Genomic DNA, 19169 nt, shown 5'->3' with positions numbered 1-19169 from the left:
TCTCCTACTTCTTTTTCAGGTTGGCCAGGAAATGCTCCATCCGGGTCAGCGCCTCGGACAGATCCTTCATGGAGGTGGCGTAGCAGCAGCGCACAAAGCCCTCGCCGCTGGGTCCGAAGGCGTTTCCGGCGATGACCGCCACCTTCTCTTCCATCAGGAACCGCTCGCAGAACTCCTCCGAGCTCAGGCCGGTGGGGCGGATGTCCGGGAAGACGTAAAAGGCTCCCCTGGGCTCAAAGCAGGGCAGGCCGATGCGGCGCAGGCCCTCCACTAAGTACCGGCGGCGGCCGTCGTACTCGTCGCGCATCTTCTCAATGTCGTGGTCGCCGTTGCGCATGGCCTCAATGGCGGCGTACTGGCTGGTGGTGGGAGCCGACATGATGCCAAACTGGTGGAGCTTGAGCATCTGCTTGACGATGGGGGCGGGGCCGCAGACGTAGCCCATGCGCCAGCCGGTCATGGCGTGGCTCTTGGAAAAGCCGTTGACCACAAGGGTACGCTCGTACATATCGGGGAGATTGGCCAGGGAGACATGGTGCTGGCCATAGGTCAGCTCGGCGTAGATCTCGTCGGAGACGACCATGATGTCGGTGCCCCGCAGGACCTGGGCAATGGCCTCCAGGTCCTCCCGGTCCATGATGCCGCCGGTGGGGTTGCAGGGGAAGGGCAGCACCAGGGCCTTGGTCCGGGGCGTAATGGCGGACCGGAGCTGGTCGGGGGTCAGCCGGAACTCATCCTCCGCCTTGGTCTCCACAAAGACCGGGGTGCCGCCCGCCATGCTGGTCAGCGGGCCGTAGCACACGAAGGAGGGCACGGGGATGATGACCTCGTCCCCGGGGTTGATGAGGCAGCGCAGGGCCAGATCAATGGCCTCGCTGCCGCCTACGGTGACGATGATCTGGCTGGCAAAGTCATAGTGCAGGCGGAAGCGCCGCTCCTGATAGGCGGCGATCTCCCGGCGCAGCTCGGCCATGCCGGCGTTGGAGGTGTACTTGGTGAACCCCTTTTCCAGGGAGTAGATGCCCGCGTCCCGGATGTGCCAGGGGGTGACGAAATCGGGCTCGCCCACCCCCAGGGAGATGGCGTCCTTCATCTCCTCCAAGATGTCGAAAAATTTCCGGATGCCGGAGGGCTGGACCTGCTGGATTCGGCTGGACATGATCCCGTCGTAATTCATACGAAGATCCACTCCCTCTCCTGCTCCTGCCGCTTCTCAAAGATGAGATGCTTTTCCTTATATTTCTTCAGGATAAAGTGGGTGGCGGTGGCGGTGACGCCCTCCAGGGGGGCCAGACGCTGGCCCACAAACTGGGCCACCTCCTTCAGGGTGCGGCCGGAGATGATGACCGTCAGGTCAAACGCGCCGGACATCAGATAGACGCTCTCCACCTCGTCATACTGGTAGATGCGCTCGGCCACCCGGTCGAAGCCCTCGTTGCGCTGGGGGGTCACCTTCACCTCGATGAGGGCCGTGACCGACTCCTCCTGGGTGCGGTCCCAGTCTACAATGGCCTTGTAACCCAGGACGATCTTTTCCTCTTCGTACCGCTTGATTGCCGCCTTTACGTCCTCCAGAGGCATATCGGCCATGGATGCCAACTGCTCCTGGGTGTAGGTGCAGTCCTCCTCCAAGAGCTTGAGCAATTTGTTGTTGTCGGTCATACAGCTTTCCTCCCGTCTCGGGACGCCCTCCGTCCCTGGAACGGGGGCCCTTTCCCGCAAAATGTGGTTAGTCAGATATTATACACGCTTTGGGGCCAATCGGCAAGTGGTCAAATGAAGATCCAGCCTTCCATTTGCAAGCTGTGGGGAATCGCCCGTCAAAACCGCCCCTTGACTTTTATTTTATTTAATGCTATATTAATTTTGTTAAAATCAAAATTAAATAGGGGGTATAAAATGTCAATCTCCGTCCTACCGGAGTGGATGGCCGAGCTGGACGAGGAAGACGTGTCCTTCATCCGGAATTTCCTGCTGTGCTCCGGGTCCCTCAAGGAGGTGGCAGGCCGGTACAGGGTGAGCTATCCTACCGTCCGCCTGCGGCTGGACCGGCTGATCCAGAAGATCAAACTGGGGGAGGATCAGGCCGCCGATCCCTATGTGGCTCTCATCAAGCGGCTGGCCGTCAACGACAAGGTGGACTTCGAGGCCGCCAAGCTCCTGATCCAGGAATACAAACGACAAAAGGAGGACCCATAAATGCGATTTGCCACGGTTCTAATCCCGGTCATGCTTCTGCTCTGCCTCATTCTCCCCACCGGCCTGCTGGCCGTGCTGGAGTATTTCCTGGCCAAGCTGGAGAGCCCCTGGCCCGGTCGGGCGCTGCCCATCCTCTCGTTCCTCAGCTCCCTGTGCGTCTCCGCCGTGCTGCTGTTCAACACGGCCGACCTCACAGCGCTGCCGGTCATTCTGATCCCCCTGCTGGCGCTGGCCGTCCTCAATCTCCCCACTCTGGTCTTCTGCGCCGTTTACCGCAGCACCCGGCGCAAATACGTGGAACAGAGGGGCGTGGACCGGATGAATATTCAGGATCTCTGAGAATGCATATGCAAAAAAGCGGACCGCCTGAGGCGGTCCGCTGAGCCTGTCGCAAAAGTGGCGAGCCACGTTTGCGACACTCTCTTCCCCGGTTTTACCGGAATTTGACGGCGGTGCCGTAGGCGATGACCTCGGCCGCCCCCTGCATCACGGCGGCGGAGGCGTAGCGCATACAGACCACCGCGTCGGCCCCCATGGCCTCCGCCTCCTCCACCATCCGCTTGGTGGCCAGGGCCCGGGCCTCGTTCATCATCTCGGTATAGGCCTTCAGCTCTCCGCCCACCAGGGTCTTGAAGCCCTGCGTGATGTCCTTGCCGATGTTTTTGGACTGGATGGTGCTTCCCCGGACCAGGCCCAGGGTCTCCAGCTCCCGGCCGGAGATCTGTTCAGTAGTTGTCAAGATCATCTTCTTCACCGCTCCTTATTTCTTTGATGCGCTCACACAGCACGTATATGGTGACTCCCAGCAGCGCCAGGGGGATTACGGCGCCCAGCAGCTTGATCCACAGCGGGATGGCCGGCACCAGAAAAATCAGCACCGCATAGCCCAGCAGCCAAAGGCCCACCAGCACGGAGATCACGATGGGCGCTGCCAGCTTTCCCTTCTTCATGGTACGGCCTCCATTCCATGCCTCATTATTTAGATTTTTGTCTAAATGAATTATACCCGGTTCCGCGCCCCTTGTCAAGCCAAATTGGGGGAAAACCGCCTGAAAAAGCGGGGGATTTTCCCTTGACAACCGTGCTCAAGGCTGATATACTATCTCAGTAAAATAAAGAAGGAACGGGTACCACCGTCCTCACCCCCAGCGTATGGCGAAGGGGTCAACATGGGCATACTGAGATCCGCCGGCTAACGGCGTGGTTTTGGCGTGTTTTTGCAGCGGGTACCCTTCCGGGTGTCCGCGTTTTTCATTTTATATCGCGAACCACGAATGGGAGGTGCTTTCGTATCAGCAACATGAGTCATCAGATCAACGACGAGATTCGGGACCGCGAGGTCCGTCTGATTTCCGCCACCGGCGAGCAGTTGGGCATCCTGTCCACCCGCGAGGCCCTGGAACGGGCCGCTGAAGCGGACCTGGACCTGGTGAAAATCTCGCCCACGGCCAATCCCCCGGTCTGCAAGCTGATGGACTACGGCAAGTACAAGTTCGAGCAGCAGAAGCGGGAGAAGGAAGCCAGAAAAAATCAGCGCGTCGTAGAGATCAAAGAGGTGCGCATGTCCCCGGGCATCGACGTGAACGATTTCAACGTCAAGCTCCGGAACGCTCAAAAATTCCTGTCCGAGGGCGACCGGGTCAAGGTCACCGTCCGTTTCCGCGGCCGCGAGATGGCCCACACCGACATCGGCAGAAAGCTCCTGCTCAAGTTTGCGGAGGACTGCGCCGAGATGGCCACCATGGACAAGGAGCCCAAGCAGGAAGGCCGCCACATGAACATGTTCCTGTCTCCGAAGGTCTCCAAGGACGTCAAAAAGTAACTGAAAGGGAGTCAAACCGATATGGCTAAGATCAAGCTCAAAACCCACAGCGGGGCGAAAAAGAGATTCAACCTGACCAAGAGCGGCAAGGTGAAGCGCGCCCACGCCTTCAAGTCCCACCTCCTCAACGGTCACGGCAAGGATACCAAGCGCAAGCGCGGTCTCCGCGCCGGCGCTTACGCGGATAAGACCAACGAGTCCGCCATCAAGCGCATGATCCCCTATAAATAAGAATCATTTACCATAACATAGGAGGCTAATCGACAATGGCTAGAGTCAAAGGCGCGATGATGACGCGCAAGAGAAGAAATAAGATCCTGAAGCTGGCGAAGGGCTATTGGGGCGCCAAGAGCAAGCACTTCAAGATGGCCAACGAGCAGGTCATGAAGTCCCTGAAGTACGCCTACACCGGCCGCCGCCTGAAGAAGCGTGACTTCCGTTCCCTGTGGATCACCCGTATCTCCGCCGCCTGCAAGATGAACGGCATGAACTACTCTACCTTTATGAACGGACTGAAGAAGGCCGGTGTGGAGATCAACCGTAAAATGCTGGCTGAGCTGGCCGTCAACGACAAGGCCGCTTTCACCGCCCTGACCGAGATGGCCAAGGCCAAGCTGGCATAAATCCCTTCGATCAAAAGCGCCCCGCTCTGTGAGCGGGGCGCTTTTTGAATGGAAAAAGGGCGTGATCCCCGCATGCTGCCGCATATTTGTTTTTCATGGAACATTATAGCAAATTGCCCCGGTGGATGAAACTGTTTTCAGACGCTCCCGGGATACGGCTCCATCCGCCCCACATGGGTGTCGTAAAGCCGGGCCAGGATCTTCAGGTGGTGCTCTTCATCCGCGATGATGCGCCGCAGATTCTCCTGGATGTTGGGGTCGGCGATCCAGCGGAGCTGGGCCTTGTACTTTCGGATGGCCGCCTTCTCCACCTTCACCGCCCCGCGGATCAATGGACCCAGCCGCTGGACATACTGGCTGTACCCCGGCGACCACCAGCTCTTGCGTCCCCCCTGTCCGCTGCCCCATAGCCGGGGGTCCTCCCCCATCTGACGGGCCAGCGTACCGAAAATCTCCAGATGGCGCATCTCCACCGCGCCAATTCCGCGAAAGGCATCCGCCACCTCGGGCAGCTCCGCCGTCACCAAGTGGTCGTATACATACACAGCCACTGCCGACATCTCTGAGTTGCTACCCCCCACATTATCCAGCATAGCTTCGGCATACCGCCGGTTCTTGCCTACCGCCTGTACTGGCGGATAGGGCTCCGGCACACAGTACTCGTCCGCGCTGTATCCATATCCCTCCATGACCATCCTCCTTTTATTTGGTCTCCTCCCTCCATTCCTATGAATTCTCCGGCACGTCCCATACGTGTTCTTCCCTCTGCGCCGTCTTAAATCTAATATTAAAAATTATATTTCATTGTTTTTTATATTGATATTTGGCAAGAGATGGTGGTATACTAAGTCCATCAAGCTTGGATGCAGGTGATTCTTATGGACGAACGCATGGAATATCAGCGCTGCCGCTTTGACCTCCCCCGCCCCAAGGCCCGGCGGCTGCGCGAGGAGAAGGGAAGGGACCCCTATGACGGGCTGCGCCCCTGGTCGGCCGTCACCCACGGCGCCGGCGTGGGCCTGGGCATTCTGGGAGCTGTCCTCCTGCTGCTGCGGACAGTGCAGACCGGTGCGGCCTGGCGGCTGGTCCCCTTTGCCGTCTATGCCGCCAGTATGATCGGCCTCTACACCGCCAGCACCCTTTACCACTGCCTGAATACCGACGTGAAAGGCCGTATTGCCCTGCGGAAGTACGACCACATCTCCATCTACTTTCTCATTGCGGGCAGCTATACCCCCATCTGCCTCATCGCCCTGCCCCCCGCCTGGGGCCGGACCATGACCGCCATTGTCTGGGCGCTGGCCGCAGCCGGCACCGTCATGGCGCTGCTGTGGATCAACGCCCCCCGGTGGGTCACCTCCGGCATTTACATCTTCATGGGCTGGATGGCGGTGTTCATGCTGCCCGCCCTGCTGAAGTATCTGCCCTCCGCCGGCTTTTTCTGGCTGTTTCTGGGCGGCGGCCTCTACACCGTCGGCGGCGTGCTCTACGCCGTCAAGTGGCCCGGACGGAACAACCCCCGCTTCGGCTGTCACGAGATCTTCCACGTCTTTATCCTGCTGGGCAGCATCGCCCACTTCTTCCTCATGTACCGTGTGATCGTTTACCTTTAACACATCAGGAGGATTGTCTTATGGATTCCTATCAACTGACCTGCTGCTCCACTGCAGACCTGAGCGCGGACTACTTTCAGGAGAAATGCATTCCCTACGTCCCCTTCCATGTGCAGATGGACGGGAAGGAGTACCCCGACGACCTGGGGCAGAGCCTTCCCTTTCCCACCTTTTACGCCCGCATCGCCGCAGGGGCCACCCCCACCACCTCCCAGGTGAATGTGGAGGAGTTCAAGGCCTTTTTCACACCTTTTCTGGAGGCCGGGCAGGACATCCTGCATCTGTCGCTATCCAGTGGGCTGTCCGGGGCCTGGCAGTCCGCCTGCATTGCCCGGGATGAACTGGAGGCCCGCTTCCCGGAGCGGCGCATCCGCGTGGTGGACAGCCTGGGGGCCTCCTCGGGCTACGGGCTGCTGCTGGACGCCGCCTGGGAGCGCCGGAAGGCCGGGGCCGGCCTGGATCAGCTGGCCGACTGGCTGGAGGCCCACAAGCTGGAGGTACATCACTGGTTCTTCTCCACCGACCTGACCAGCTATAAGCGGGGCGGCCGCATCTCTCCCACAGCGGCGGCGGTGGGGACTCTGCTGGGCATCTGCCCTCTGCTGAACATGGACCATCTGGGCCGCCTGCTCCCCCGGGAAAAGGTCCGCAGCAAGAGCCGGGTCATCCAGCGCATGGTCCAGAAGATGGCTGAGCACGCCCAAGGCGGCGCAGCCTACTGCGGCAAGTGCTTCCTGTGCCACTCGGCCTGTCCGGAGGACGCTCGGGCGGTAGCCGACCTGGTGGAGGCCCGCTTCCCCAGTCTGGACGGGCGGGTGGTCATCAACAGCGTAGGCACGGTGATCGGCGCCCATACCGGCCCAGGCACCGTGGCTCTCTTCTTCTGGGGTGATAAGCGGACGGATTGACGCGGCAAGCCCCCGGGAGCAATTATGTGCTCCCGGGGGCTTGTTTCATAAGTACCTGCGGGCCGCCGGGCCGCAGGGCAGGATAGGACTTCTCCTTCCGGCACAAGCGGCGGCAGTCCGCGCTCACTCCTCCGGCTCTGCGGCGGACTCTTCCGGGGGCAGCTCTCCCTTTGTACCCACGCAGCGGTTGATGGGGGTTCCCAAGTTGTGGAACTTCTCCTCATAGTCGGTCATCACCCCACAGATACCGTTTTCGTGCAGGTCCCGGGTGACCTCGCCCAGGGCATAGCCCGCCCGTGGGAACTGGAACAGCGACCATTCGAACAGCCCGCTGTTGTCCGTCTTGAAGTGGATCTGCCCCCCGTCGGAGAGCACCTGGCGGTAGAGCCGCAGGAAATTTTCGTGGGTCAGCCGCCGCTTGGCATGGCGGTTGGTGGGCCAGGGGTCGCAGAAATTGAGGTAGATGCGCTCCACCTCGCCGGGGGCAAAAAACTCCGTCAGCCGGGCCACGTCGGCGTCGATGAAAAAGACATTGTTCAATCCGGCGGCCTTGGCCCGCTCCATGGCGATGACCATGGCGTCCGGCACCCGCTCCACCGCCACGAAAAGGACATCCGGCTCCGCCGCCGCCGTCTCGCAGGTGAAGCGGCCCTTGCCGCAGCCCAGCTCCAGGCGCAGTTCACAGCCGGGCGTCCCCTTCTCCCGCCAGCGGCCCCGCCACTGCTGGGGATCGGTCACCAGATAGTCCGCACAGCGCTCCATCCGGGGAATCAGATTGGGCTTTTTCCGCATACGCATCGCGTGGTCTCCTCTCTCTGCTCGTCGTATATCCGGCAGTCAGTGTACCACATTTTTTCTCAGAAGTCGAATCTTTTTCTTGTGCTTTTCCCCCGGCCGTACTACGATAGAGTGGTCCCGATACTTCGAAGTCAGGAGGATTTACCATGAAATACGAAATCATCGGTGAGCCCATGCCCGTGGTGGTCTGCGAGCTGGCCCCCGGCGAGACCATGATCACAGAGAAGGGCTCCATGTGCTGGATGAGCCCCAACCTGGAGATGAGGACCAACGCCGGCGGCGGCCTCGGCAGGGCCTTTGGCCGGATGTTCTCCGGCGAGTCCATGTTCCAGAACACCTACACTGCCCAGGGCGGCCCCTGCCGGATTGCCTTCGCCTCCAGCTTTCCCGGCTCCATCCGGGCGGTGGAGATCGACCCCGCCCGCCCCATCGTGGTCCAGAAGTCCGGCTTCCTGGCCTCCGAGGCCGGGGTAGAGCTGTCCGTCTTTTTTCAAAAGAAGGCGGGCGCGGGCTTCTTCGGCGGCGAGGGCTTCATCCTGCAAAAGCTCTCGGGTCGGGGCACGGCCTTCCTGGAGGTGGACGGCTACGCCGTGGAATACAACCTGGCTCCCGGCGAGCAGATGGTGGTGGATACCGGCAATCTGGCCATGTGCGACGCCACCTGCTCCATTGATATCCAGGCCGTCAGGGGCGTGAAAAACGTCCTGTTCGGCGGAGAGGGGCTGTTCCATACCATCGTCACCGGGCCGGGCCGGATCGTGCTCCAGACCATGCCGGTCAGTGGCTTTGCCGCGGCGCTGGCCCCCTTCTTCCCCACCGGCAGCAACTGAGCCTGCACGCAATGCGCCCCGCCGGAGCCGGCGGGGCGCTCTTCTCATTCCGCTTCCGTGCGGCGGAACTTCCGGGGCTCCTGTCCCCGGGCCACCCGGGTCAGGCCGTGGATGTGCCGGGAGAGCATCATCAGCGTCAGCGTCAGCACCAGCATTCCGGCCTCGGCACCGCCCAGCCAGAAGGCAGGCAGCACCGCCGCCGCCGGGATGACCAGGGCCCCCACAGGCAGATACCCGGTACTGAGCACCACTGCCAGCCCCAGAATGCAGCTCACGGTCCCCCACAGCGGGAAGGCCAGTACCAGGGCGGCGCAGGTCACTGTCACCCCTTTGCCGCCGTGGAAGCCGCTCCAGAAGGGGAAATTATGGCCCAGGGCCGCGCCCAGTCCGGCGTATAGGACGGCCAGGCGGCCCAGATCAGGAGCCAGCAGCAGACGGCACAGGGCGCAGGCCAGGGCGGTCTTGAGTAGGTCGCCCGCCAGCACCAGGGCCCCCGCCCCCTTTCCCAGCGCACCGGCAATGTTAGCCATGCCTGGATTCCCGCTCCCCAGCGTCCGGGCGCCCCGACCGGTCTTCCATCGGGCCACCACCTCGGCGGTGAGCAGACAGCCGCAGACATACCCTGCGGCCAGGCAGATCAGACGTTCCATCTTCCAGAAGCTCCCTTCTCCCATTCTGAGGGTAGTATATCCCATCTCCCCGGAAAATCCACCTCTTTTTGTAAAATCCGTTGCCTCTCCCCCTGCAAAATGCTATAGTAATGTCTACGGAATAAACCGCCAAGCGGTTTATTCGTGCGGCCACTGCCGAAACCCAAATCAAAAAGAGGTCATCTGCCATGCACAATGAACTGACGCAAAAGGATATCCGCCTCATGCGGGAGGAGCTGGACTACCGCCGCATCCAGCTCCGGCCCAAGCTGCTGGAGGCCGTCAAGGAGGCCCGCGGCTTCGGCGATCTGAGCGAGAACTTTGAGTACAAGGCCGCCAAGCAGGAGAAGAACCGCAACGAAAGCCGGATCCGCTTTCTGGAGAACATGATCCGCACCGCGGTGGTCATCTCCGACCGGGCGGATGCCGACACGGTGGGGCTCTACGACCGGGTGACGGTCTATCTGGAGGACGAGGGCGACGAGGAGACCTATCAGGTCGTCACCACCATGCGGCAGGACGCACTCCACGGCCTGATCAGCAAGGAGTCCCCTCTGGGCAAGGCCCTGCTGGGCAGGCGGGTGGGCGAGCGCTTCCACATTCAGGTCAATGACCGCTACGGTTACGACGCAGTGGTCCGGGCCATCCAAAAGGGGCAGGACGACGGGTCCGTGCCCCTCAGCAGCTTCTGACCATCCGTCCCACGCCAAAACAAAAAAGGGATGCCGCTTGATCAAGCGGCATCCCTTTTTGCGTGCCGTCGTCCGGCGCTGGTCACAGTCCCAGCATCTGGCGGGCTCTTTTTGCTATTTTCGCCCTGAGTGGCTTACATATTCCATCCTCAAAATAACGAAAAAGACACGCAAAATGTCATGGATAAATGAGGCTTCGGTAGTTTGTATGGGTAGCATATTGAGAAATTGAATCTCTGATTCAGAGAGGTGCATAACACCTCTTGATTACCTCAATGCATTGGGGTACAAGGCTGTCAAGGGCGGCGGAGATGGGGCACAGCCGGTGCCTTTATGGCCTTGCGTCCCAATGCTACAAGCGTCATCCAGGAAATCCGTTTCAGAACAGCAAATAAGAACAGGAAAGCCTTGATATTGTTAGCCTTTCAGCAGTTTTCTTGCCCACACAAACTATCGAAAAGCCTTTAATCGCGGGTAAAATTACGTCTTTCAAGGTTCTTTAATTACGTTTTGTGTGTCTCGTTACAGCCGGATAGCCGTACCGCCATCTCAGTTTCAGCATATCCACAAAGTTCATACCGTTCCACCCCGCCACCAGGGACAATGGCAGAAAAATGGTGGTAACGATGGCGAGGGTCTTCATAATTCGGTTCTGTCGGATGTCGATCTCAGCCTGGAACAGCTCCCGTACCTGCAGAACGTATTCCCGCAGCGTCCGGGCGGCCTCATCCCTCAGACGGCCGCTCTGCTTTTCCACCATCCGAAACATTCGTAGCTCATTTTCGCAAAAATACCCGTTCTCATCCTCCAGCAGCGCGCAGACCATATCGTCCAATTGGATATCATACTGGACCCACTCGGTCAATTCCTGCGCAGTGCCGTCATTCCGGGATCGAACACCAGGACCGGCCCTCCAGCGACGTCAGAGTCCGGCCAATCCGGTATTGATACATAACGCTCCTCCCTTTGATTCAGACCGCCGAACCCGGGCACCGCAGCGGTCGTTGCTCCGTTTCAGATTATGTGCGAACTTTTATGCCTTCAGCAGATCCCCCAGAAGCTCCTTTTCCGCGAACAAAGCCGCAGCGCCTCCGGTGTGGAGGAATACTGCCGTGCTGCCCTTTGGAATTTTTCCGGTGTGCAGATAGTCCAGCATTCCGGCAAGTCCCTTTCCGGTGTAAACAGGGTCCACCACCAGCCCCTCTTTTCTGGCCAGGATACGGATCGCCTCGTTGGATGCTTCGTTGGGCTGCTCATATCCCGGCAGATAGTAGCCAGGGTCGATGTGCAGGTCCTCCCGCTGTACCCGAAGCCCATCCGGCGCACCGAGCAGAGATAAGGTGCCATTGGCCAGGCGAACAATGTCATCCGGATAATCGGGACCTTTTTTATTGACGTTTATGGAGATAATCTCCGTATCAGAACCCAAAAGCGCGCGGGCAGCCTGAAGTCCGGCCAGCGTGCCGCCGGAACCGGTGGCGTGGAACAGGTAATCGGCGTGCAGCCCCAGGGCTGCCATCTGGCTCTCCAGTTCTATGAATCCTTCCACAAAGCCCACTGAGCCAAGCTCCGTCGCACCGCCCACAGGAATATCCCAGCAGATATGCCCCTGTTGGATGAGCTACTGCCGATAGGCTTCTCCTGTGGCAGCGTTTCGTTTTTTCAGTTCCTCTACGGACTCGCCCTCCCGGCGGCTGGTAATATGGATCTCGGCGCCGTAAAGCCGGTCCAGCAGCATGTTGCCCCGCAGGTCCTCTTCACTGGGATCGATCAGCGCGTAAAGGAAGAGCACCGGCTTCACGCCGCAGCGGCAGCAGGCGCCGGCGGTCTCCATGGCGTGATTGGATTGAGTTGCGCCGTAGGTGAATGCGTATTCTGCCCCGGCCGCTTTCGCCGCGCCCAGAATATACTCCAGCTTCCGGATCTTGTTGCCGCCAAACAGGCTGACGCCGCTGAAATCCTCCCGCTTGACGTACAGGTTTACGCCGGTCTCCTGGGAAAGCGTCTCCAGCTTGTGCAGCGGTGTGGGGTAAAATCCCAGGGAAACCTTAGGAAATTTAGAGAAAAGCTCATGCACCTTTGTATTATCCAAACGAATACCTCCCCAACCTCAGGTATCCATAACGGCTCCATCGCTGGACAGCCGGGTGACCACCTTTCTGCGTTCGAAGGGGAACCGGGTCTCAGCGTCGTCGATCAACTCAATACCCAAACCGGGCTTATCCGAGACCAGCAGGAAGCCCTGCTCGCATACCGGCATTTCCTTCACGATATCGCAGGCGCGGAATACGGATGCGTTGGTCTTATCATAGACAAACCGGGCGTGTGCCGCCTGATCGTTGGGGTCCGGGTACTCCTGAATGGTGAAACAGGGGGTCGCGGCGTCCAGTTGAATGCAGGCGGCAGTGGCCACGGGACTCAGCGGGTTATGGGGAATGATCCCCAGCTGGTTAGCCTCTGCAATGGCAGAAATTTTCTTTGCACCGGTAAAGCCGCCGCAGAGTCCGATGCTGACCCGCAGATAGTCCACACCGCAGCGCCGCACCAGCATCTCATATTCCTGAGGCGTATGGATTCGCTCGCCGGTGGCCAGAGGGATCCGGATCTTGGAGGCTACCAGCGCCATCGCGTCAAAGTTGTCAGGGATAAGCGGATCCTCATAGAACATGGGCAGGAAGGGCTCCAGCTGCTGAGCCAGGGCAATGGCCTGTGCGGGGTTCATGCGCCGGTGGTTTTCGATGCACAGGTCCACATCGTTGCCCAGCGCTTCCCGGATCTTTCCGATCCGCTCCGCACCGCCGCTGATCATAGAGGCATAGGTTTCAAAGTACGGCTCGGAGCGGGGCTCGTCCAGGAAGGGAGACAGGTGGCCGACAGCGGTAAATCCCTTTTCCTTTTCTGCCAGACAGTTGTCCAGTAGCTCCCCGAAGCTCTTTCCAGAGACATGGGAGTAGACCCGGATCTTGTCCCGGCACTTTCCGCCCAGCAACTGGTAGACAGGGACTCCCAGTGCCTTACCTTTTATATCGTAGAGTGCGATATCAATGGCACTCAGCGCTCCCATTACTGCAGCACCCCGGAAATGGAAGCAGCGGTACATATACTCCCAGTGGTGCTCGATATCCATGGGGTTCTTTCCAATCAGATATTCCCGAAAGGACTCAATCACCTCTCCCGAGGACAGAAGAAAGCCCCAGTCGCCAGACTCGCCCAGACCCGTGATCCCTTCATCGGTAAAGACCTTGACAAACAGAAACTTATTGACCGGGATAACTTTTACATCAGTGATTTTCATCTTGCTCTCCTTCTCATTGTGTCTGTTCCATGGCAGCCTTGATAAAAGCGGGAGCTTTCCGGCATTTTTCTGTGGTAACCGTGCAGGGGGAGAACCGCAGCCCCTGGGCCTGGGGCACCACATAGATATGCTGATCCATCAGGATTCGGGCGGTCTCCACAGGGTTTTTGCAGGGAATGGCCACAAAATAGCCGTACTGATAGGGGCAGATTTCCAGGCTGGCCTCCTTCGCCGCAGCGCAGAAGGTCCGTCCCCGGTTGGTAATGGTGTTTCGGAACACGGCCCGCTCCTGACTGACCCGCTCACGAATCTCCGGGTTCAGGTTGATGTCCACCAGGATCTTTTGTGCCATGTGAATCGCATTGGACCAAGTGGAACGGGAGGAATAGGACATCGCCTGCTTGAAAACAGCAGCGGATTCCGCAGTCGAGCCCAGGCATACCAGTGCGCCGCAGCGCATGCCGCACATGGTGTAGCTTTTGGACATGCTGAAAATCAACAGTGTCATGGTGTTGGCAGGCATGTCAAAAATGGCGTCAAAGATCTCCCGGCTTTCTTCAAAGCTGCCGGCAAAGTCGATGTAGGACACATCCAGGCAGAAGGTCAGGTTTTTATCCGGATTGGCTGCGGCATGCTTTTTCAGAATGGCAACAGTCTGTTCCATTTCCTGCTTTGTCATGGAGTAGCCCGTGGGATTGTTGGCTGGGGTGTTCAGAATCATCAAAAGCTGCTCCTGCACGGCCAGAATCTCTCCGATAGCCCGATCCATACCTTCCAGATTAAAGGTGTTTTCCCGGTTGAACATATCAAAGGTAACCATTCTGCGGCCATGCTCTTCGCAGATGTTTTTGTAGGGTCCCCAGATCCAGTTGGTGGTCAGCAAGGCGTCTCCAAAGTTCAGGAAGTTCCAGATCGCGTGGCGCAAAGCGCCGCATCCACCGGGGGTGGCCACAGATTCCACATAAAACCGGTCCAGACACTTACCGAACAGAGAGATCTGCACGGCCTCGTTAAATCCCTTGATGCCTGCAATGGGGGCATAGCTGCATATGTCCTCGACCGGCATCTGGCGGATCATCCGCTCTACAGTAGGAAGTACCATAAGCTTCCCGTCGTCATCCAAGCACTCACCCAAGGTGGCGTTGATGACAGCGTCCTCGCCCAGAGCGGCAGCATCCGCTTTGGCCCTCTGGGACGCGGTAAAAATCTGATCCGGCGCATACTGACGGATGGCATGGGATGCAAGAGTTACATAATCCACAAGGTTCCTCCTTTCACATTTCCGGGTCCAGTCTCGGGGGTACGGGACGGTCGGTATAAGCCATCATTTCGTCTATGTCTCCGGGGAAGGGTTGGAAAGAAAATTGCGGATTTTCTTCTAGGTATTTCATTGCATAGGCCGCATAGGCGGCCACGCCGTAGGGCAGCGCGTCCGTATCCAGGTCAAACTGTGGATTGTGGAGCCCCTGGGTCGTCCCCTTCTCCGGGCAGCCGGTACCCAGCAGCCCCATCATGCCGGGGTAGTAGCTGCAGAGCACGCCGAAACTCTCCGAGCTCATTTCCGGCTCCTTTTCCGCGATCTGCGTGATCTCGGGAAACACTTCCCGAAAAGCGCTCCGCGCCAAAGCCGCAGCCTCCCGGTGGTTGAGCTGTGCCATGCTGGGACCGGTGAAAACCCCAAACTCCGCCTGACAGCCGTACAGGTCGGCGTTGGCTGTAATGATCTGGCGCAGTTTTTTCTTAAATCGGCTTCCGGATTTCGAATTGTAAAACCGGCAGGTGCCCTTGAATTCCAGCCGCTGCGGAACGATGTTTCTCTTTGCGCCGCAGTGGACACTTCCAATATTTACAGTAAGAATATCCTGCGGAGGAATGCACTTCATTCGGAAGGTATTCAGATCGTTTGCAATGGCCACGAAGCAGTCCAGAGGGTTATTGGCCAGATCCGGCCGGGAGCCGTGGCCGCCCGTCCCGGTAAGGGCAATTTCAAAGTTTACGTTTCCTGCATGTCCGGGACCTTCCTCCAGCCAGATAGAACCGGTAGGCAGGTCGGGAGCCACATGGAGACCGACGCAACTGTCGATTCGGATCTTCTTACTTTGGATGTACTTCAAAATATAATAGTAGTTGCAGCCGCCCTCTTCGCCGCGCTCAAACAGCAGATAAACTCTGCCTCGAAGGGTGGCGTCACCCTGGCGCAGTTGCTTCAAAACGCCGGCCGCACCGAGCAGCATGGCCATGTGGGCATCGTGGCCGCACATATGGGACACACCGGGCACGGCGCTTTGATAGGCCCTCGAAAATGTTCCATTGGTTTCAGACTCCTGTATGGGCAGCGCGTCGCAGTCCGCCCGTAACAAAACATGGGGGGCGTCCGGTGCGTTGGCGTCAGCCCAGTCCAGATGTGCCAAAATACCTCCATCGGGGATCACCGTAAAAGGGATGTCGCTCTTTTGCAATTGAGCCGCGATGGCGGCCATTGTGGACTGTTCTCTGGCGGAAAGCTCGGGTGCGCAGTGAAAATATTTCCGCAGCGCCAGAACCTCTGTCTGGCAGGCCAGACTCAGTTCTCGAATTTTTTCAGCTTCCATAATACCTCCCTCGCCCGTTTCCGGGGCGGAACCTCCCGCGGAATGGGCGGGTTTTCATCGACAGAAAAAGAAAACGGAGTGTTCAATGGATTCTGAACACTCCGAATGTCTTACGATGCGATCGGTATGATATTCTGATTGTTGCAGACCTGTTAAGCTTTTGCAACGCCTTTTTTCTTGTCCTTGGCGGATTTGATCATGGGAATAACGATGAACGCCAGGGAGATGACCAGCAGCGCACAGCTCAAGGGTCTGGTCACGAAAACAGCCAAATTGTTGTGAGAGAACACCATGCTCTGAACCCAGTTGCTTTCCATCATCTTGCCGAGAATGGAGGCAAGGATGAGGGGAGACTGCGGAATGTGGAACTTGTTAAAGAAGTAGCCAATCAGGCCAAAGGCGATAATCACATAAATATTGAAGATGTTGTTCTTAACAGCAAAGGCGCCGGTGACACACAGAACGATCACAATACCGCTGAGGATCTCCCGCTTCATACGCAGAACAGCGGTGGCGAATAGACTGGTGTAGCCAATAGCCAGAGGCAGCATGATAATGTTGGACAGCAGGAAGCCCAGCACGATCATGTAGGCTACATCAGGAGTGTTGTTGAACAGTGCGGGGCCGGTACGCAGACCCTGAATGGTCAGCGCGCTGAGGAACAGTGCTGAGGAAGAGTTGCCGGGAATACCCAGGGACAGCAGCGGCACCATGGAGGAGCCTACAACGGAGTTGTTGGCGCATTCGGGAGCGGCGATACCCTGAGGCACACCGGTACCGAATTTCTTGTCGGGATTACTGGTGACCGCTTGGTTATAGGCCATAAAGATGGCCATAATCATGCCGGCGCCGGGGATGATGCCAATAATGTTGCCGATGACGGTGGACTGTGCCCAGGTGGGAAGCAGTTCCCTGCATTCCTTCCAGTTGGGCAACTCCACCTTGGTTATCTTATTCTTTTGTTCCTTTAGGGCGGCGATAATCTCGTTGCCGTGGAAGCTCTCAAACAACTCCATAATGGAGGTGATACCAAACAGACCGATCAGCATGGGCACCAGAGAGATGCCGTCCTGCAGGTACATGTTGCCAAAGGTAAAGCGGGCGGAGCCGGTCTGGGGGTCCATGCCGATACAGCCGATCAGCAGGCCAAAGGCAATGGCAATGATGCTCTTGCCAACGTTCTCACCGGCCATACCCACGACGGAGGCAAAGCCCAGAACCGTCAGCATGAAGTATTCGGGAGGGCCGAAGCGCAGGGACTGCTGTGCCAGGAAGGGGCACAGGGTCAGAAGCACAATGGCCGACACCATGCCGCCAACCCAACTGGACATGGTGGCAATACCCAGAGCCTTGCCCGCACGGCCCTGCTGCGCCATGGGGTAGCCATCAAAGGCGGTAACGGAAGCGGAAGCCGTTCCGGGGATCTTTAGAAGGATAGCAGGGATAGAGCCGCCGCAGGCGGAGGCACAGTAGATACCGATCAGCAGGCCCATAGCCAGCTCCGTATCCATACCAAAAGTCATGGGCATCAGGACCGCCATGGTGATGGAGTCATTCAGACCGGGCAGAGAGCCGACCATCAGGCCAATAATGGTACCTAACAGGATACCGATCAAAGCGGGGGCAGAGCACAGGGCGCCCAGACCCGCAACAATGTTATTCAGCATACTAAAATCCCCCCGTTAAAAATCAAGGAAGAGCATCGGAAGGGGAACCTTCAGAATGATCTTGAAGAGCACGAAAATAACCGCGACCGCGATGCAGGCGCACAGGCCGATCACCGGCAGTTTCCGATAGTTCAGCAGCAGCATGATGCAGGCGCACAGCAGCAGCGTGGGAATGATGTAACCGATTCTGGGCAGCAGGATGGTGTACAACAGAATCATCAGCAGCAGAAGCAGCGCCTTCTCTACGCGCAGACCTTCAAAGTGAGTCGTCTTTTTCTTGGTGACCAGGATTTGAAGAATTGTAACAGCCACACCGATCAGCATAAGAACGGCACAGATTCGGGGAAATGTAGCGGCAGATTTCGGCTTAATGGACTCGGCCTTTATCAGCACAAAGATTCCAAGCGCGGCCATTACTACAGGCAGGGATAGTTCAAGAAGAATATCCTTCTTTTTCATATGCAATCCTCCAGGGATAAACTCGTGCGGAATCGGGCGTCGCCGCCCCCAACCGGAAGCTGAAAAGCTTCCTGTTGGGGGCCTTGCCAATCAATCACTGATTCATGAAAGCGACAACGTCGGCTAGGGCCGCGCTGGCATCCCGAGCGTACTGCTGGAACTCTTCAGCACCCATGTACAGATAGGGGATTCCAGCCTGCTCCATGGAGTCGATGAAGGCCTGAGACTGAGCGACCTCTTCAAAGACGTTCTTCAGCGTTTCGAACTCAGCGTTGGGAACGCCGGCGGGGCAGGCGAAGCCACGGAAGGCGCCGTCAACCAGGGGAACGCCGCACTCGGTATAAGTGGGTACATCGGGGACCTTGTCAGAACGCTCGGACAGAGCAATGGCCAGAGCCTTGACGGTACCGTCGTTAATGGCGTCAATGATCTCGCCTAGGGGGAAGATAGCGGCGTCGGTATGGCCGCCGATCAGCTCCTGCTTCTGGGTGGGAGCGCTGTCGCAGTGGATGTAGGCAAAGTCGGCGCCGGTAGCCATCTGGATCTTAACACCATCGAGGTGATGGGCGGTCATAGCCCCGGAGGTAGAAACGTTGATGGTCTTCTCCTTGGCGGCGGCGATCAGCTCTTCAAAGGTGTTGTAGGGGGAGTTGGCGGGAACCAGAATCACTTCGGGATCGAAGCAGACGCAGGCAAGAGGCTTGAAATCCTCCAAGACGAAGTCCACTTCCTTCAGCTGGGGGTTGTTTACGACGGAGCTGGTGTAGGCCAGCAGAGTGTAGCCATCGGGAGCAGAGTTCTTAACGGTGGTCTGACCAACAGCGCCGCCGCCGCCGCTGACGTTCTGCACGATTACGGAGTGACCATTGAAGCTCTTGCCGATGGCATCGGTCATCAGGCGGGTGGTCAGGTCAACGCCGCCGCCGGCGTCGTAGGGAACGACCATAGTGATGTCCTTGGTGGGAAACTCAACGGGAGCAGTGCTCTCAGCGAGAGCGCCGCTCGGAGCAGGAGCAGGAGTG

Annotated in this window: 23 protein-coding genes and 1 pseudogene; 9 read left to right on the top strand and 15 right to left on the bottom strand. The window is 58.4% G+C overall.

Annotated elements, in window-relative coordinates:
- Nucleotides 1-4: 4 nt before the first annotated feature.
- Together BN2154_RS04675 and BN2154_RS04670 are read right to left on the bottom strand one after the other, a co-directional pair.
- A complete protein-coding gene (locus tag BN2154_RS04675; RefSeq protein ID WP_050617723.1) occupies nt 5-1177 on the bottom strand; it encodes an aminotransferase class I/II-fold pyridoxal phosphate-dependent enzyme in 1173 nt (390 codons plus the stop codon).
- On the bottom strand, nt 1174-1662 hold the full coding sequence (locus BN2154_RS04670; RefSeq protein ID WP_050617722.1) for an Lrp/AsnC family transcriptional regulator: 489 nt from the start codon (nt 1660-1662) through the stop codon (nt 1174-1176). Before BN2154_RS04670 ends, BN2154_RS04675 begins: the two co-directional genes overlap by 4 nt.
- A gap of 237 nt (nt 1663-1899) precedes the next feature.
- Here BN2154_RS04670 and BN2154_RS04665 point away from each other — a divergent pair, with 237 nt between their 5' ends.
- A complete protein-coding gene (locus BN2154_RS04665) occupies nt 1900-2199 on the top strand; it encodes a DUF2089 family protein (protein ID WP_050617721.1) in 300 nt (99 codons plus the stop codon).
- Nucleotides 2200-2538: a hypothetical protein gene (locus BN2154_RS04660; RefSeq protein WP_050617720.1), complete on the top strand. Its 339-nt coding sequence runs from the start codon at nt 2200-2202 to the stop codon at nt 2536-2538. It begins immediately after the preceding gene.
- A gap of 94 nt (nt 2539-2632) precedes the next feature.
- Here the strand turns inward: BN2154_RS04660 and BN2154_RS04655 are convergent, their stop codons facing one another.
- A complete protein-coding gene (locus BN2154_RS04655) occupies nt 2633-2944 on the bottom strand; it encodes a YbjQ family protein (RefSeq protein ID WP_050617719.1) in 312 nt (103 codons plus the stop codon).
- Nucleotides 2925-3149: a hypothetical protein gene (locus BN2154_RS04650; RefSeq protein WP_050617718.1), complete on the bottom strand. Its 225-nt coding sequence runs from the start codon at nt 3147-3149 to the stop codon at nt 2925-2927. Before BN2154_RS04650 ends, BN2154_RS04655 begins: the two co-directional genes overlap by 20 nt.
- 350 nt (nt 3150-3499) lie before the next feature.
- On the opposite strand from BN2154_RS04650, the gene infC reads away from it, so the two are divergent.
- From infC to rplT, 3 genes are read left to right on the top strand one after another with little or no spacing between them, the layout of a single operon-like run.
- Nucleotides 3500-4021 (top strand): translation initiation factor IF-3, encoded by a 522-nt coding sequence (infC, locus tag BN2154_RS04645; RefSeq protein ID WP_050617717.1) that lies wholly within the window; start codon nt 3500-3502, stop codon nt 4019-4021.
- Between the two features lie 21 nt (nt 4022-4042).
- Nucleotides 4043-4252 (top strand): 50S ribosomal protein L35, encoded by a 210-nt coding sequence (gene rpmI, locus BN2154_RS04640; RefSeq protein WP_050617716.1) that lies wholly within the window; start codon nt 4043-4045, stop codon nt 4250-4252.
- A 35-nt stretch (nt 4253-4287) separates the two neighbouring features.
- A complete protein-coding gene (rplT, locus tag BN2154_RS04635; protein WP_050617715.1) occupies nt 4288-4644 on the top strand; it encodes a 50S ribosomal protein L20 in 357 nt (118 codons plus the stop codon).
- 137 nt (nt 4645-4781) lie between these two features.
- Here rplT and BN2154_RS04630 read toward each other — a convergent pair whose 3' ends face one another.
- On the bottom strand, nt 4782-5333 hold the full coding sequence (locus BN2154_RS04630; protein ID WP_094762363.1) for a ferritin-like domain-containing protein: 552 nt from the start codon (nt 5331-5333) through the stop codon (nt 4782-4784).
- Between the two features lie 174 nt (nt 5334-5507).
- Here BN2154_RS04630 and trhA point away from each other — a divergent pair, with 174 nt between their 5' ends.
- Both trhA and BN2154_RS04620 read left to right on the top strand, forming a co-directional pair.
- On the top strand, nt 5508-6257 hold the full coding sequence (gene trhA / locus BN2154_RS04625; protein ID WP_050617713.1) for a PAQR family membrane homeostasis protein TrhA: 750 nt from the start codon (nt 5508-5510) through the stop codon (nt 6255-6257).
- Nucleotides 6258-6277: 20 nt separating this feature from the next.
- Nucleotides 6278-7165 (top strand): DegV family protein, encoded by an 888-nt coding sequence (locus BN2154_RS04620; protein WP_050617712.1) that lies wholly within the window; start codon nt 6278-6280, stop codon nt 7163-7165.
- A gap of 123 nt (nt 7166-7288) precedes the next feature.
- Here the strand turns inward: BN2154_RS04620 and trmB are convergent, their stop codons facing one another.
- Complete coding sequence (trmB, locus tag BN2154_RS04615; RefSeq protein WP_094762362.1) at nt 7289-7963, bottom strand: tRNA (guanosine(46)-N7)-methyltransferase TrmB; 675 nt, start codon at nt 7961-7963, stop codon at nt 7289-7291.
- A gap of 146 nt (nt 7964-8109) precedes the next feature.
- Between trmB and BN2154_RS04610 the strand changes: the two genes are divergently transcribed.
- Nucleotides 8110-8793: a TIGR00266 family protein gene (locus BN2154_RS04610; protein WP_050617711.1), complete on the top strand. Its 684-nt coding sequence runs from the start codon at nt 8110-8112 to the stop codon at nt 8791-8793.
- Nucleotides 8794-8837: 44 nt separating this feature from the next.
- On the opposite strand, the gene BN2154_RS04605 is transcribed toward BN2154_RS04610, so the two are convergent.
- Nucleotides 8838-9443, bottom strand: coding sequence for a glycerol-3-phosphate acyltransferase (locus tag BN2154_RS04605; RefSeq protein WP_050617710.1), 606 nt, complete (start codon nt 9441-9443; stop codon nt 8838-8840).
- Between the two features lie 188 nt (nt 9444-9631).
- On the opposite strand from BN2154_RS04605, the gene BN2154_RS04600 reads away from it, so the two are divergent.
- Nucleotides 9632-10135 (top strand): GreA/GreB family elongation factor, encoded by a 504-nt coding sequence (locus BN2154_RS04600; RefSeq protein WP_050617709.1) that lies wholly within the window; start codon nt 9632-9634, stop codon nt 10133-10135.
- A 499-nt stretch (nt 10136-10634) separates the two neighbouring features.
- On the opposite strand, the gene BN2154_RS04595 is transcribed toward BN2154_RS04600, so the two are convergent.
- From BN2154_RS04595 to BN2154_RS04560, 8 genes and pseudogenes are all read right to left on the bottom strand, one after another.
- Nucleotides 10635-11000 (bottom strand): CorA family divalent cation transporter, encoded by a 366-nt coding sequence (locus BN2154_RS04595; protein WP_050617708.1) that lies wholly within the window; start codon nt 10998-11000, stop codon nt 10635-10637.
- A gap of 168 nt (nt 11001-11168) precedes the next feature.
- Nucleotides 11169-12212, bottom strand: a pseudogene (locus BN2154_RS04590) (1-aminocyclopropane-1-carboxylate deaminase/D-cysteine desulfhydrase).
- A gap of 33 nt (nt 12213-12245) precedes the next feature.
- Nucleotides 12246-13430: a mandelate racemase/muconate lactonizing enzyme family protein gene (locus BN2154_RS04585; protein WP_050617707.1), complete on the bottom strand. Its 1185-nt coding sequence runs from the start codon at nt 13428-13430 to the stop codon at nt 12246-12248.
- Between the two features lie 13 nt (nt 13431-13443).
- The gene (locus tag BN2154_RS04580; RefSeq protein WP_050617706.1) at nt 13444-14691 is read right to left on the bottom strand and encodes a pyridoxal phosphate-dependent aminotransferase; all 1248 of its coding nucleotides are present in this window, start codon (nt 14689-14691) and stop codon (nt 13444-13446) included.
- A gap of 13 nt (nt 14692-14704) precedes the next feature.
- Entirely contained in the window at nt 14705-16021 is a 1317-nt protein-coding gene (locus BN2154_RS04575) for a M20 metallopeptidase family protein (protein ID WP_050617705.1), read from the bottom strand.
- A gap of 152 nt (nt 16022-16173) precedes the next feature.
- Complete coding sequence (locus BN2154_RS04570) at nt 16174-17688, bottom strand: tripartite tricarboxylate transporter permease (RefSeq protein ID WP_242853693.1); 1515 nt, start codon at nt 17686-17688, stop codon at nt 16174-16176.
- Nucleotides 17689-17703: 15 nt separating this feature from the next.
- Nucleotides 17704-18147, bottom strand: coding sequence for a tripartite tricarboxylate transporter TctB family protein (locus tag BN2154_RS04565; protein ID WP_050617704.1), 444 nt, complete (start codon nt 18145-18147; stop codon nt 17704-17706).
- A 94-nt stretch (nt 18148-18241) separates the two neighbouring features.
- A complete protein-coding gene (locus tag BN2154_RS04560) occupies nt 18242-19093 on the bottom strand; it encodes a tripartite tricarboxylate transporter substrate binding protein (RefSeq protein ID WP_050617703.1) in 852 nt (283 codons plus the stop codon).
- Between the last annotated feature and the right edge of the window lie 76 nt (nt 19094-19169).

Origin of the sequence: Intestinimonas massiliensis (ex Afouda et al. 2020), assembly GCF_001244995.1 — a bacterium.
GTDB lineage: Bacteria > Bacillota > Clostridia > Oscillospirales > Oscillospiraceae > Intestinimonas > Intestinimonas massiliensis.
This window is presented reverse-complemented; position numbering and strand designations above follow the sequence as displayed.